The organism is Heyndrickxia shackletonii, from assembly GCF_001420715.1.
GTDB classification, from domain to species: Bacteria; Bacillota; Bacilli; order Bacillales; family Bacillaceae_C; genus Margalitia; species Margalitia shackletonii.
Genome location: NZ_LJJC01000004.1, coordinates 252,547 through 265,069 on the forward strand (window position 1 = coordinate 252,547; position 12,523 = coordinate 265,069).

Genomic DNA, 12,523 nt, shown 5'->3' on the forward strand with positions numbered 1-12,523 from the left:
ATCCCGGCGTTTTTCCACACCTATCCCTCTTCAAAAATTAGTAACAGACATTACAGAATTCAAATGTCTAGGCGATGAGAAGTTATATTTAAATCCGATTCTTGACCTTTATAACGTAGAAATTGTTGCGTTTGAAATTAGGAAACGTCCAACGTTAGATCTTGTCATGAAACCTTTAAAAGAAACAATAGAGATATTAAAGAATCATGCGACCTATCGCACCACTATCCATTCCGATCAAGGCTGGCATTATCAACACAACCAATGGGTCAGAACGTTAAAAGAAAATAAAATATTCCAAAGCATGTCACGTAAAGCAACCTGCGCAGACAACGCTTCGATGGAGAATTTCTTCGGCATTTTAAAACAAGAAATGTATTATGGGGAGATTCTAGTAAGCTATGAAGAATTAAAAAGAAGAATAGAAGAATATATCTACTGGTATAACAATGAACGTTCAAAAGAAAAATTGGCTGGAATGAGTCCAGTTGAATACCGAACTCAATCCAGCCAATCAGCTGCATAATAAAACTCTAACTTTTAGGGGTAACCACCAACTTAGGCGGTTTTTTGATTGACTTTAACTGCAAAATAACATAACAATAAATGAAGAAGAAACTCGAAAATTGGAGATAATGTTAATTATATCCTCATGATTAAGGGAGAACGATGATTGGTGAAACAAAAAAGAAATTCTAGATATTTAGCAACTCTTTTTCTAATTGTGATGGCATTAGGTTTTTTTATTACGATGCCATTTCAAGATTATATAATCGGCAGACTTTTACAAGGGGCATTTGAGGCCGGTGTTGTAGGAGGGCTGGCAGACTGGTTTGCGGTAACTGCGTTATTTCGCCACCCACTAGGCATTCCGATTCCACACACCGCACTTTTGCCGAATAATCGAAAGCGTATGACTGAAGCTGCGACGAATTTGGTAGAGAACAATTGGCTTTCGAAGGAAAGTATTAAATCCAAGGTGGCTCAAGTTCAAATTACGGAAAAATTATTGCAGGAGCTTGAAAAGAATTTGGATTCCAGGATAGTGCGGAAAGGCATATCCAGCTTTGCGAAAAAAATAGTAGTACAAATAGACTTGGATAAATTAGCTGGCATTCTGGAAAAAGAAGTGAAGAATAAAGCTCATTCGATTGATGTGAAGGCTCTGCTTGGATTAGTCATCGATAAAACGCTCGCAGGACAATACGATGAGAAAACGTTTGATTATCTATTGGCAGAAGTAGAGAAATGGATTGCAAAGCAAAGCACTCGCGAGCAGTTGGGAAGCTTAGCTGTAGAATTAATCGATAACGCGGATGTAGATGGTTTTGTTAAATTTGCAATCAAGTCATTCCGCAATCTTATTAATGAAGAAACGCTTGGGAATATTATATATAAGCTTGTTACAAAAGGCATTGATGATCTTCGGAATAGTGACAGTAAAAATCGAGCTGTTTTGCTTGCGAAGGCAAGAACATTTTTGGAAAACTTAAAAGAAAACCAACAGGTTATTTCAGAACTGAATCATTGGAAAATCAGCTTTCTGGAAAAATGGGATGCCAAAAAGCAAATTGCGGGTATTTTAAAAGAAACACAGGAAAAGCTCATAACATTTATTGAAGATGATAAATTAGATCCGTATATTTTTCCGCTTTTAACAAGGCTATTAGAGGATTTAAAGGCAGATCAAACTAAAGTGGATCAAATCGAACAATGGATTCACAAACAAGTAATGGATCTTGTTGAAAAAAATCATTCCAAAATCGGTAACCTTGTAAGAGAAAACTTAGATAAGCTCGATAATGATAAACTGGTGGAATTGGTTGAAACCAATGTTGGCAAGGATCTGCAATGGATTCGGGTTAACGGTGCGGTTTGTGGGTTTATTATTGGATTGGTGCTAACAACACTTAAAATATTGATTTAAAAAAACATCTTATAAAAGGGGGGGAAATAAGCGGAGGTTTTCCGATTAAGAAAAGCAAATTTACCCATTTTTCCGTTTTTCTAGTCAATAGTCGGAATCCTTCCGTCTATTTAAGTCATTTTCAGAGCTATTTCCTAATTAAGAGGAATTTTTCCGCTTATTTATCAAACTAGCTTCAGCGTCTAATGACTTGTATACTACAGGCGCTTTAGCAAATAAAAGAAAATTAAAAAAGGCTTGGAGATTTGCATCTCTAAGCCTTTTTGACTGTGCAAAATACTTTGAATTGTGTTGTGGAAATTTATGAGATTTTGCAATGTGTTTTTGGTATAAAAATTTTTTTTATTTTGATGGGTAGATTGATGAAAAAATAATTTAATCAAACGTTTGATTAATTGGCTAATCTCTTTTGTATCAAGGCCTACGCGATTTAATCAAACATTTGATTAAAATGCAGGTGGGAGGAAATTGAGTGGGAAGATGAGAATATAAACATGGTACATACTAATTTGTGTTTGGGTAGATGGGTACTAACTAATAAAAGGAGATAAGAGTAATGTCCAAATCGGATAACATGCTATCTATTTTATGGCTGTTAAAATCAAGAAAGCAAATGACGGCAAAACAGATTGCAGAGGAATTGGAAATTAGTATTCGGACTGTATACCGCTATATCGATTCATTATGTGCAAGCGGGGTGCCTATTGTTGCTGATTCCGGTCATAATGGCGGTTATAGCTTATTGGAACACTTTAATGAGGCTCCCTTATTTTTTGATTTGCAGGAGCAAAAGGCACTTATTCATGCAGCAAAATATGCACAAGAAGCAGGTTATCCTTTTGGTGATGCCTTAGAATCTGCCATATCAAAATTAAAGCTTTATACAAATGAAGAACAACTAAAGAAAATAAATCGTCATTCCATAGGATTTGATGTAATTCATTCACCTATTCATACACCTAAAACGAAAACTCTCCAACTGTTAGAAGAAGCTGTTGCAAATGAAACAACCCTTTCCATTGAGTACATTAAAGGGAATGGCAAGGAACAATCAAGTAGACAACTTGATCCGTATGGGCTATTGTTCTGGAAAAATCGATGGTATGTTGTAGGATTCTGTCATCTTCGTAATGAGGTTAGGAGTTTTCGGGTTGATAGAATTATTACTATTGCAGAGACAGATCAAAAGTTTGAGAGACCATTGGACTTTTCCGCACGGCAATTTTTCATGAATAGTATTTTGCCTGGTATTCAGGACCCTGCAGAATTAATCTCTGTTCGAATAAAAGGGCACAAATCAGCGATTGATAACCTTTGTGAGCATTGGTTATTAGGACATGTTTTAATAGAAAGATCTGTTCATGATGTACATTTTAAGCTTGATAGAGATATGATTACCTTCTATTTACCGTATCTAATTTTATCCTTTGGAAAATCCATTCAAGTGCAGGAGCCAAGTTTTTTGAAAGAGAAATTAATAAATATCACCTCTGAATTAAATAATTTTTATCAATCATAAATTACACTGACTGAAATTGTCAGGGGAGATGGGATATGATGACCATAGAATGATTTTATTGCCAGAGACCACGAGATTCACCATTGTAAGGATGATTGGTGTAGAAAGGCTGCCATTTTTTTAAAACAATAGGATAAAAGTTGAGGAGGGTATATATGGACCAACAATTTACAAAGATTTATGATTATCATGTTTGGGCGAATAAAAGAGTATTTGCGAAGCTAAAGGAAGTACCTGAGCAATTATTACAAAAGGAAATTCAAAGCGTATTCCCAACTATATTAGATGCTGTCGGACATACTTATAGAGTGGATGTGGTTTGGTTAAATGTGATGATGGGGAAAAGCTTCGACGAAATTGTGGCATTAATGGGTGGGGTAACGGAGAAAATAAAAACGATGAATCTTGCCGATTTTGAAAATGCCTATCAAAGTTTAGCAAATCAATATGAAGAATTCTTTTCTAGCTTAGGTTACAAGGACCAACCTGTTGTGACGGAGCATCCTCAGTTCGGAAAATTAGAGTCCACCGTATCTGAGTTGGTGCAGCATGTTTCGAATCACGGAACTTATCACAGAGGGAATATTACTGCTATGTTAAGACAATTAGGATATTCTGGCGCTTCGACGGATTACATATTTTATTTGTTTGAAAAACAAAAAGAAGAAGCACGCTGATTTTCAGCGTGCTATTTTTTAATGACTATGTGACATCGTCCCTCTTTTAGAACCGATATGATTAATACTGTACACCCATAATGCATTAAGCAGTAATAAAGCGCTTGTGCTGAAGAACACATAATGAATGCCAAATAATCCGGCCATTTGCCCTCCTAAGACAGATCCTCCAAGGGTTCCAATGTATTGGGCAGATTGATTATAGCCGAAAATACGACCCACTACTTCATCCGGTGCGCTTTTTCTCACAAGGTTGTTAATCGATGGCAACAATCCTGCTGTTGCAAGTCCGAGACAGAACCTGAGCCCCATTAGTTCCCAAGGTGATTTGACAAAGGCTTGAGGAATAAAGATAATCCCAGCGACAATTAATGCACCGATAAGGATTTTTTGGGATCCAATGCGATCCGCAAGCTTGCCTAATCTAGGTGCTGCAATAATATTGGCAAGTCCAGAAGCAGCGACGACCATTCCAGCAACCATGGATAAGTGTGCAATATGCGGCGACAATTCTTTTACATACACCGTAATTAACGGCTGAATAGACATATTGGCAATTTGTAAAATAAACGTACTAGCAAACAAAGAAATTAATAATCTAGTATCCGGAACAAGCTTCCATACCTGTTTAAATGGCAATGGAGTTTTATGAACAGGCGTAAATTCTTCTTTTATTAGAAAAAGAACAGCAAAAAAGGCGATTAACAGTAAAACACTTGTTAAAATAAAACAGCTTCTAATCCCTGAGAATTCTGCAATAAATCCTCCTAATAACGGTCCTAAAAGCCCGCCGCTAACCGACCCCGTTGAAAGTGTTCCGAGTGCCCATCCTGATTTTTCCTTCGGTGTTTGCGTAGCGACTAATGTTACGGATGCGGATATATAACCAGAAACAGCCCCCATTAACATTCGTAATGCAAGTAATTCGTAAACATTTTGTACAAATGCCATGAAAAAAACAACGATCGCCATTCCAAGGCTGGCGCGTAATAGCATTAATTTCCTTCCCTTTTTATCCGCAAGCTTTCCCCAAATAGGTGAAACGATTGCTGAGAGTAAAAAGGTCGAGCCAAAAATTAATCCGGACCATCTTTCAATATCTGAATTAGCATGTACTCCTAGTTCATCTATATACAAAGGTAACATTGGTGCGATTTGACTCATTCCCGCGGCCGTTACAAATGATCCAAACCAACAAACAAATAAATTACGTTTCCAGTTTTCCATATGAACACCTTTCTTATAATTTGAAATTTATCTCGGGTTAAGGGACAGGAAGTTCCTCTCTTCAAAACCTAACTGCCTGTAAACGCCCGATTACTTCACCTAACAATCAGTTGGATAATAACATGATTGAAGTTTCATTTTATTTCGGCTTTCGTAATAATTGATACCCTTTATCATACTCCAAATAATTGATAATGACTAATATATGTATTACTATTTGCTTATAGGTTTAGAACTATCAATAGAGGTGGACAAAGTGGACTTATTGCAATTAAGGTATTTTCAAACCGTAGCGCATTTTGAACATATGACCAAGGCAGCTAAAAAACTAACGATTGCCCAACCTTCTCTGAGCCAAACCATTTCTCGATTAGAGGACGAGCTAGGATTTCCTCTATTTGATCGAGAGGGCAGGAATATTAAATTAAACGAGTATGGAAAAATCTTTTTAAAAAGAGTGGACAGAGCCTTTTCAGAACTAGATTCCGCAAAACTCGAAATGGAAGAACTCGCAGGGGAAAGTGAGAACCGAATATCTCTTTCCGTCATGCATACCCCATTACTGCCGAATATTATTAGCGAATTTCGACAAGAATATCCATCAGCAAAGTTTCAAGTAGGAATGCATTCACCCTTCAGGATTGTGGATCAATTAGAGAAAGGGGAAATTGATTTATGTGTCACCTATTTTCCGATTGAAACAGAAGGCATCAGTTGGGTGAATCTAATGGAGGACGAGGTTTTCATCATCGTTCCAGATAGTCATCCTTTGGCGAAAAGAGAGAGCATTCATTTATTAGAAGTGGCCGATGAACAATTTATTCATATGGAACCAACAAACCCTTTCAGAATGTTAACGGACCGGTTTTGTGAGAAAGCAGGTTTTACTCCGAATATTGCCTTTGAATTAGAGGAACCGGGCTTCATTCAAAACTATGTGGAAGCAGGGTTGGGAGTTTCCTTTTTAACAGAACATACTCTTCGTTATTCCCATCATGATAAAATTGTCGCTTTGCACATTGACCAGCCAATTTGTAAGCGGACAATCGGTATGGCGTGGAAAAAGGAGCGGTATACTTCAATGGTTGTCCGGGAATTCCGAGAATTCATGGTGGAGTATTTTAAAAAATTGGATTGAGCATTTATGTTTTCGTAATGGCCTAGGAGGGTAGCATTTTGGGGCATTGGAAAATGTCCTTGGTTAAGCGGTCTGAAGGACAAAAACAAGTGAGTGCAGCAGCAAAATGTCCTTCATAAGCGGTCTGAAGGACAAAAACAAGTGAACACGGGAGGAAAACGTCCTTCATAAGCGGTGTGAAGGACAAAAGCAAGTGAGCACGGGAGCAAAATGTCCTTCATAAACGGTGTGAAGGACATAAGCAAGTGATTACGGCAGCAAAATGTCCATGAGAAGAAGTGATCTCATGGACAAAAGTAGCGAACAATATTGCATTTCATCATGATTGAACCTTTGATTTTCTAATCAAATATACCACTAAACCAATTAACGTAATCCCAATCGAAATCACTGCATCCAAAGGGCTGCTAATTAAGGTATTAATGACAATATAAGCAGAACCGATGATGGCGAGTATCGGAGTAATAGGATATAACGGTACTTTATATAAACCTTTTGTTTCTTTTCCTTTATCTTGTTTCCGTAAGAGGAAAACAGCATAAAATGCTAAACTATAAAAAATAAATACTGTGAAAATAGCAAGATCGGATAATCGATCTGGGTTTCCAAAGAGCATCATCAAAATGGCTATTAGAACTTGTATTACTGTAGCACCAATAGGTGTTTGGTATTTAGGATGAATTTTTGCAATTGCCTTGGAACCGGGAAGCAGTTTTGTATTAGCCATAGCAAGCGTAATTCTAGGGAAAGTAAGGATTTTCCCGTTAAGGCAACCGAAAATGGAGATCATAATCCCAATTGCGATCAGTTTTCCTCCCAACCCCCCAAACAGAATCGTTGCGGCTGTTTTAGCAGCATTCGGACCTAAATCAATAATTTGCTGAGCAGATAACGTGTGAAACATCGCCATGTTAACAGTTAAATACGCGATAATAACAATAACAATTCCAAAAATAATTGCACGAGGCAATGTTTTGGCAGGGTTCTTCATTTCTCCAGCCATGAAACCGACATTCATCCAGCCATCATATGCATAAAGTGTCGCCAGAACGGCTGCCCCAAAATTAATGGTATCCGAATGGATCGACCCTGCAAAAATTGGGTGTCCGCCTTTCCAAATCCCAAAAACAGCTACCAGCACGATTGGCACCAATTTAGCGATGGTAGAAATATTTTGAATGATACCCCCATATTGTGTTCCGAGTAAATTTAATACACAAAGAAGGATAACGGTCATAATCCCAATCACAATTTTTGTATGATCCGGCCATCCAAAAAAGCCCGCAATTAATGTACCAAAATAAAGACCGAGTGCCCCAATAATGGCAGGTCCATAAATAATGGATTGAACCCACCCGCATAAAAAGCCCCAAAGCTTGCCGTAAACATCCTCTAAGTAAGCGTATAATCCTCCTGTTTTTGGAATTTTTACACTAACTTCCGCAATCGTTAAACCACTGGCAAGTGTAATAATTCCGCCAATCACCCATGCAAGAAGAGCTTTACTTGTTGTCCCGGTTGCGGATAAAACAATTCCAGGTTTCATAAAAATTCCGGAACCAATAACTGTCCCGATGACAATGGATACAGAAAGTAAAAATCCAACATTTTTCTTTAAATGTGTTTCATTGCTCATGTCCATCCCTCACGTACAATTGTTTTAATAGAATTATATCATAAAAATACACGAAATTATTTTATTAGAATATTTATATTTTAAACGCTTACAATGGAAAATTTGATTTTATCTGTAAAAAAACCCAACTTTTATTTTTGTGAAATAGCAAAATGGGAAGAGTCAGAATAATGGGCAAATTGATTAGAAATGGTATAGAATAAGATTGAGTCATAAAAAGGGGGAATATTATGCATACGGTCGTATTTGGTGCAGGCGCTGTCGGAGGTTATTTTGGCGGGAAATTGGCATGTGCTGGTTATCCAGTTACCTTTCTAGTCCGTGAAAAGAGATTTGAGCAACTGAAAAAACGCAATTTAAGAGTCTTAAGCTTTCATGGAGATTTTACCATCACTCCTAATCTCGCAGTAAGCAGTAATGAAATTGAACATCCGGAACTAGTTATTCTAGCATTGAAAAACTATCATCTAGAGGGGGCACTTCCACAGCTAGAGACATTGATAAAAAATGGTGCCAAAATATTACCGCTGCTTAACGGTGTTCAACATATGGAGATATTAACGAATCAATTCGGTGAAGAGAATATCTTGGGAGGAGTTTGTTACATAGAATCCACGTTAAACGAAGAAGGGGACATTGTTCAAACAAGCCCAATGCATGATATTGTTTTTGGTGCCTTAAATAACGGGAAAACACCATTTCTGAATCAAATGGAAGATATGTTCAAGCAATCGAACGTGAATGTTATACAGACTGAAAATATCGTAAGTGAAATGTGGAATAAATTTATCTTTTTAGCTACATTAAGTGGAATTACTTCTGCAACAAGGCAGCCAATTGGCGTAGCTATGAATGATCCGGCAACTAAGGCATTGTTAGTAGATTTAATTCAGGAGATCTATCAAATTGCCATTTCACTTCACATTCCATTGGCAGAGGATACGGTAAGAAAAATTATAAATAAAGCCGAGGGACTTCCTCCAGCTATGACATCCTCTATGCATCGTGACCTTGAAAAAGGCTTGCCTATAGAAGTAGAAAGCCTGCAAGGATATATTTTGGACCAAGCAACGAAGCATGGAATTCAAGTACCAGTCGTCCGGGCAATCTATTCACTCCTTCACCCCTATACAAATGGAACACCCCTAAAGTAATGGCTTTAGGGTTTTTTATTTTCTTAAATTACTTCCATCAAAGTATAGCCTTAAAATAGGTGAATTTTATAAAAGAGAGGTACAGGTAGGAATGTAGAATAAGTCCAGAACCTATAATTATTGAATGCTATGCTCGTTTTCCAATACGATTTTTTGATTTTCAAAAGAAAGTGGATTACAGAATGGACATTCGTTCATTGAATCAGGAACTTTTTAAATTTCCACACAAAAATCGTGATTTTAGCGATATGAAAACTTCACATAAAATACACCCTATCGAAGAATAATAGTGTACATGGAGGTGTTTTTTATGGAAGATAATTATTTTGAGAAAATCTATCAGGAGTATCGTGAGCAAACCATGCAGCAAGCAAAAATGGAAGCTGGCGGAGAGAATGTAATGGGAAAAGAAGAAGTCGTGGCAGTGAGGAAAAATGATGATGGAGATATTATTGCTTTTAAAACAAATACTGGTCGCGAACTAGATTATATTACTGCCTTGGACGAAGCAAAAGCAGGAAAAATTGCTCACATTGATGTTTTTCATAAATATGGTCGTGATATCATTCGCAGTGAACCTGATGGGATTGAAGAAAATAACTTAGACAACTTGCCTTCATTTTAAAGCGGGAAAAATCTCCCGCTTTAAAATGTAAGAGCATTATTTATTTCTTCGCTAACTTCTCATCCAATCTCTTTTCTAATTCACTAATGAATTTCTCATCTTTTACCATCATTTTTTTATTTTCATCTATTAAATCATGTAAGTTGAAAAACTTTGTATTGTGCAGTTTACGAAGTCTTGTTTTCATAGCTTTCTCCAATCTATAAAAAAAATCAAATTATTTTTTCTATAATTTATTATAATATAAAAAATCTAAATAAACCATATAGTCAGTTTATTTTTACAAATTCTTAACAATCTTTTTATAAATAGCTCATGATGCAGTGGTAATATGATGATATTCAGAATCTGAGACCGAAGTAAGTTATTGCTATTTCTTAAATAATAAAAGAAGGGTGCAGTATGAAATGCACCCTCTGATTCTTCTCGTGATAGTAGTAGGTGAAGGACACCATTTGTGTAATCTTTTACGACCATATTTCAATTTATTCGCCGCGTGGTCAGTTGGGATGATAAACTAGAAATTTCAGCATATATTTCTGAATTTGAATTTTCCAGCTGCCGATAATTTGGACAGTAACAGTGGGATTTGCTTTTTACTCTATATTTCCCATCGTTTCATTAGTTTGTTCCATTCAATCAAATTGAAGGATGGAAAGTGTATACCTTTAAAAACACTCAGAGCTGATTTTAATCGCGCATTGCTCCTGCCTCTCGGGAAGTCATTGCACCTTGTCCTGCGCTCACATCTTTTTGAATTTCTTGTTTAACTTTTTGTGGATTAGTTCCGGTAAATTCCGATTTCGTAGTAGAACCCAAATTCTGTTTCGCTTGTTGATCCTGTTGCATACAGATCCTCCTCAATATAATATTTCACATTCTTATTATTTACAAAAAAACACTCGGTATATCCAGAAAATTTTAAAAGCCACTGAAGGCTTCAAGCACATGACCCGTTAATTGAAGAACAAATATGACAATGATTGATTTATCTGTATGGTAAGTTCATACTTAAGGAAATCAATCTTGCATAATCTGTTCATCATATTAAATTGCTTAAGGCTAATTATTTTTTAATTAAGTACTTGAAGGAGTGATTTTTAATGGGGAAGGTTATACCATTTTTAATGTTTCAAGATGGAAAAGCGGAAGAGGCAATGAATTTTTATACATCCATAATTGATGATTCAGAGATTATAAGTATTGTTCGATATGGAGCCAATGAATCTGGTGATGAAGGAACAGTGATGCAGGCTACTTTTTCCTTAAAAGGGCAAGAATTTATGTGCATTGACAGTAATGTGAAACATCAGTTTTCCTTTACCCCTTCATTCTCAATCTATATTACCTGTGATACTGAAGAGGAAATTAACAATCTTTATCAAAAACTTATTGTGGATGGACAAGCCCTTATGCCAATTGGCGACTATGGATTTAGTAAAAAGTTTGGCTGGTTAAATGATCGGTACGGAGTATCATGGCAACTAAATTTTCTTAATAAATATTAATGCAGCTGTAGTAGTAACTTTTTTATATTAAATCTTTATTAGTTTTATGGTGGCGTTTCTACATTAGTAGAGACGCCTTTTTGCTTGCGCGGTAGGTATGTTTAATAAGTTTAGGAGGACTCTTACAGAAGTATTACAAAAAAGCAAAACTCGCCATTGGCGAGTTTTGCTTTTTAAATTGTAAAAACCTATGTCAAATCGATTAATATTTTTCAGGAAACAGTAACACAAGATGAACCCCTTACTTATTTATCATTTCCTCCGCAGCATCGACCGTATGCTTAAGCAACATTGAAATCGTCACTGGCCCAACACCGCCGGGAACTGGTGTGATAGCACTGGCATTTTCCAGACAGGCATCATAATCAACATCTCCAATATTGCCTTTGTTATAGCCCGCATCTAGTACGACAGCACCTTTTTTAATCCAATTTCCTTGAATAAATTTAGGTTTTCCAACCGCTGCCACCACAATGTCACCTAATTTAACAACGTCCGCTAAATTAGTAGTTCGGGAGTGACAAGTTGTAACAGTAGCATTTTTATTTAAAAGTAAGGCAGAGACAGGTTTTCCTAAAATAGGGCTTCTGCCAATTACAACGGCATGTTTGCCTTCAACTGGTATATTGTAATAATCTAAAATTTCCATAATGGCGGCAGGAGTGCAGGAAGGATATTTTCCGAAGCCAAAAGCGGTTTGGCCATACCCAAGGCTTGTTACACCATCTACGTCTTTGTGAATATCAATGGCTTCAAACGCTTTACGTTCGTCAATATGAGAAGGAACCGGATGCTGAAGAAGAATGCCATGAACGGTTTCGTCCGCATTTAATTCATTAATTTTTTCCAAAAGTTCTTCTGTAGTAGTTTCTTTTGGCAGATGAATTCTCATTGATTTAATCCCAATTTTTTCACAGGCATTTCCCTTCATTCTTACATAGGTTTCCGAAGAGGGATCATCCCCTACTAAAATCGTTGCAAGACAAGGTGTTACCCCTTTGTTCACTAGAGTTGCTACTCTTTCTTTTAAACGATCCTTTACATTCCCGGCCACTACTCTTCCGTCTAAAATAAGGTTTTCCACGTCAAAATCCCCCTTAAAATAATAAAAG

13 protein-coding genes are annotated in these 12,523 nt (G+C 36.7%); 8 read left to right on the plus strand and 5 right to left on the minus strand.

From position 1 onward, the window contains the following. The 4 genes from AN964_RS01340 to AN964_RS01355 all read left to right on the plus strand — a co-directional run. On the plus strand, positions 1-526 hold a 526-nt coding region (locus AN964_RS01340; RefSeq protein WP_161809192.1), incomplete at its 5' end, for an IS3 family transposase. Between the two features lie 150 nt (positions 527-676). After that, positions 677-1,927 (plus strand): DUF445 domain-containing protein, encoded by a 1,251-nt coding sequence (locus AN964_RS01345; protein WP_367591757.1) that lies wholly within the window; start codon positions 677-679, stop codon positions 1,925-1,927. A 556-nt stretch (positions 1,928-2,483) separates the two neighbouring features. Continuing rightward, complete coding sequence (locus AN964_RS01350; RefSeq protein WP_055738000.1) at positions 2,484-3,446, plus strand: helix-turn-helix transcriptional regulator; 963 nt, start codon at positions 2,484-2,486, stop codon at positions 3,444-3,446. A gap of 155 nt (positions 3,447-3,601) precedes the next feature. After that, on the plus strand, positions 3,602-4,123 hold the full coding sequence (locus tag AN964_RS01355) for a DinB family protein (RefSeq protein ID WP_055738001.1): 522 nt from the start codon (positions 3,602-3,604) through the stop codon (positions 4,121-4,123). An 18-nt stretch (positions 4,124-4,141) separates the two neighbouring features. Here AN964_RS01355 and AN964_RS01360 read toward each other — a convergent pair whose 3' ends face one another. After that, positions 4,142-5,350, minus strand: coding sequence for a multidrug efflux MFS transporter (locus tag AN964_RS01360; protein WP_055738002.1), 1,209 nt, complete (start codon positions 5,348-5,350; stop codon positions 4,142-4,144). Positions 5,351-5,606: 256 nt separating this feature from the next. On the opposite strand from AN964_RS01360, the gene AN964_RS01365 reads away from it, so the two are divergent. Continuing rightward, complete coding sequence (locus tag AN964_RS01365; RefSeq protein ID WP_055738003.1) at positions 5,607-6,488, plus strand: LysR family transcriptional regulator; 882 nt, start codon at positions 5,607-5,609, stop codon at positions 6,486-6,488. A 319-nt stretch (positions 6,489-6,807) separates the two neighbouring features. Here AN964_RS01365 and AN964_RS01370 read toward each other — a convergent pair whose 3' ends face one another. Beyond that, positions 6,808-8,124 carry an APC family permease gene (locus AN964_RS01370; RefSeq protein ID WP_055738004.1) on the minus strand — a complete coding sequence of 439 codons (1,317 nt, stop codon included), beginning with the start codon at positions 8,122-8,124 and terminating at the stop codon, positions 6,808-6,810. Positions 8,125-8,354: 230 nt separating this feature from the next. Here AN964_RS01370 and AN964_RS01375 point away from each other — a divergent pair, with 230 nt between their 5' ends. Together AN964_RS01375 and AN964_RS01380 are read left to right on the plus strand one after the other, a co-directional pair. Next, positions 8,355-9,278: a ketopantoate reductase family protein gene (locus AN964_RS01375; protein ID WP_055738005.1), complete on the plus strand. Its 924-nt coding sequence runs from the start codon at positions 8,355-8,357 to the stop codon at positions 9,276-9,278. A 361-nt stretch (positions 9,279-9,639) separates the two neighbouring features. After that, positions 9,640-9,903, plus strand: coding sequence for a DUF3892 domain-containing protein (locus AN964_RS01380; protein WP_437177104.1), 264 nt, complete (start codon positions 9,640-9,642; stop codon positions 9,901-9,903). 40 nt (positions 9,904-9,943) lie between these two features. Here AN964_RS01380 and AN964_RS25935 read toward each other — a convergent pair whose 3' ends face one another. Beyond that, the gene (locus AN964_RS25935; RefSeq protein WP_126648062.1) at positions 9,944-10,090 is read right to left on the minus strand and encodes an FbpB family small basic protein; all 147 of its coding nucleotides are present in this window, start codon (positions 10,088-10,090) and stop codon (positions 9,944-9,946) included. 503 nt (positions 10,091-10,593) lie between these two features. Continuing rightward, a complete protein-coding gene (locus tag AN964_RS26610) occupies positions 10,594-10,752 on the minus strand; it encodes a hypothetical protein (RefSeq protein WP_163258614.1) in 159 nt (52 codons plus the stop codon). A gap of 254 nt (positions 10,753-11,006) precedes the next feature. On the opposite strand from AN964_RS26610, the gene AN964_RS01385 reads away from it, so the two are divergent. Further along, the gene (locus AN964_RS01385; protein ID WP_055738007.1) at positions 11,007-11,411 is read left to right on the plus strand and encodes a VOC family protein; all 405 of its coding nucleotides are present in this window, start codon (positions 11,007-11,009) and stop codon (positions 11,409-11,411) included. A gap of 241 nt (positions 11,412-11,652) precedes the next feature. On the opposite strand, the gene AN964_RS01390 is transcribed toward AN964_RS01385, so the two are convergent. Beyond that, positions 11,653-12,495 (minus strand): bifunctional 5,10-methylenetetrahydrofolate dehydrogenase/5,10-methenyltetrahydrofolate cyclohydrolase, encoded by an 843-nt coding sequence (locus AN964_RS01390; protein ID WP_055738008.1) that lies wholly within the window; start codon positions 12,493-12,495, stop codon positions 11,653-11,655. Positions 12,496-12,523: the final 28 nt, after the last annotated feature.

Coding starts and splice junctions, on each gene's coding strand:
- AN964_RS01350 (WP_055738000.1), top strand. CDS start 2,484: ATGTCCAAATCGGATAACATGCTATCTATTTTATGGCTGTTAAAATCA.
- AN964_RS01385 (WP_055738007.1), top strand. CDS start 11,007: ATGGGGAAGGTTATACCATTTTTAATGTTTCAAGATGGAAAAGCGGAA.
- AN964_RS26610 (WP_163258614.1), bottom strand. CDS start 10,752: ATGCAACAGGATCAACAAGCGAAACAGAATTTGGGTTCTACTACGAAA.
- AN964_RS01375 (WP_055738005.1), top strand. CDS start 8,355: ATGCATACGGTCGTATTTGGTGCAGGCGCTGTCGGAGGTTATTTTGGC.
- AN964_RS01370 (WP_055738004.1), bottom strand. CDS start 8,124: ATGAGCAATGAAACACATTTAAAGAAAAATGTTGGATTTTTACTTTCT.
- AN964_RS25935 (WP_126648062.1), bottom strand. CDS start 10,090: ATGAAAACAAGACTTCGTAAACTGCACAATACAAAGTTTTTCAACTTA.
- AN964_RS01360 (WP_055738002.1), bottom strand. CDS start 5,350: ATGGAAAACTGGAAACGTAATTTATTTGTTTGTTGGTTTGGATCATTT.
- AN964_RS01355 (WP_055738001.1), top strand. CDS start 3,602: ATGGACCAACAATTTACAAAGATTTATGATTATCATGTTTGGGCGAAT.
- AN964_RS01380 (WP_437177104.1), top strand. CDS start 9,640: ATGCAGCAAGCAAAAATGGAAGCTGGCGGAGAGAATGTAATGGGAAAA.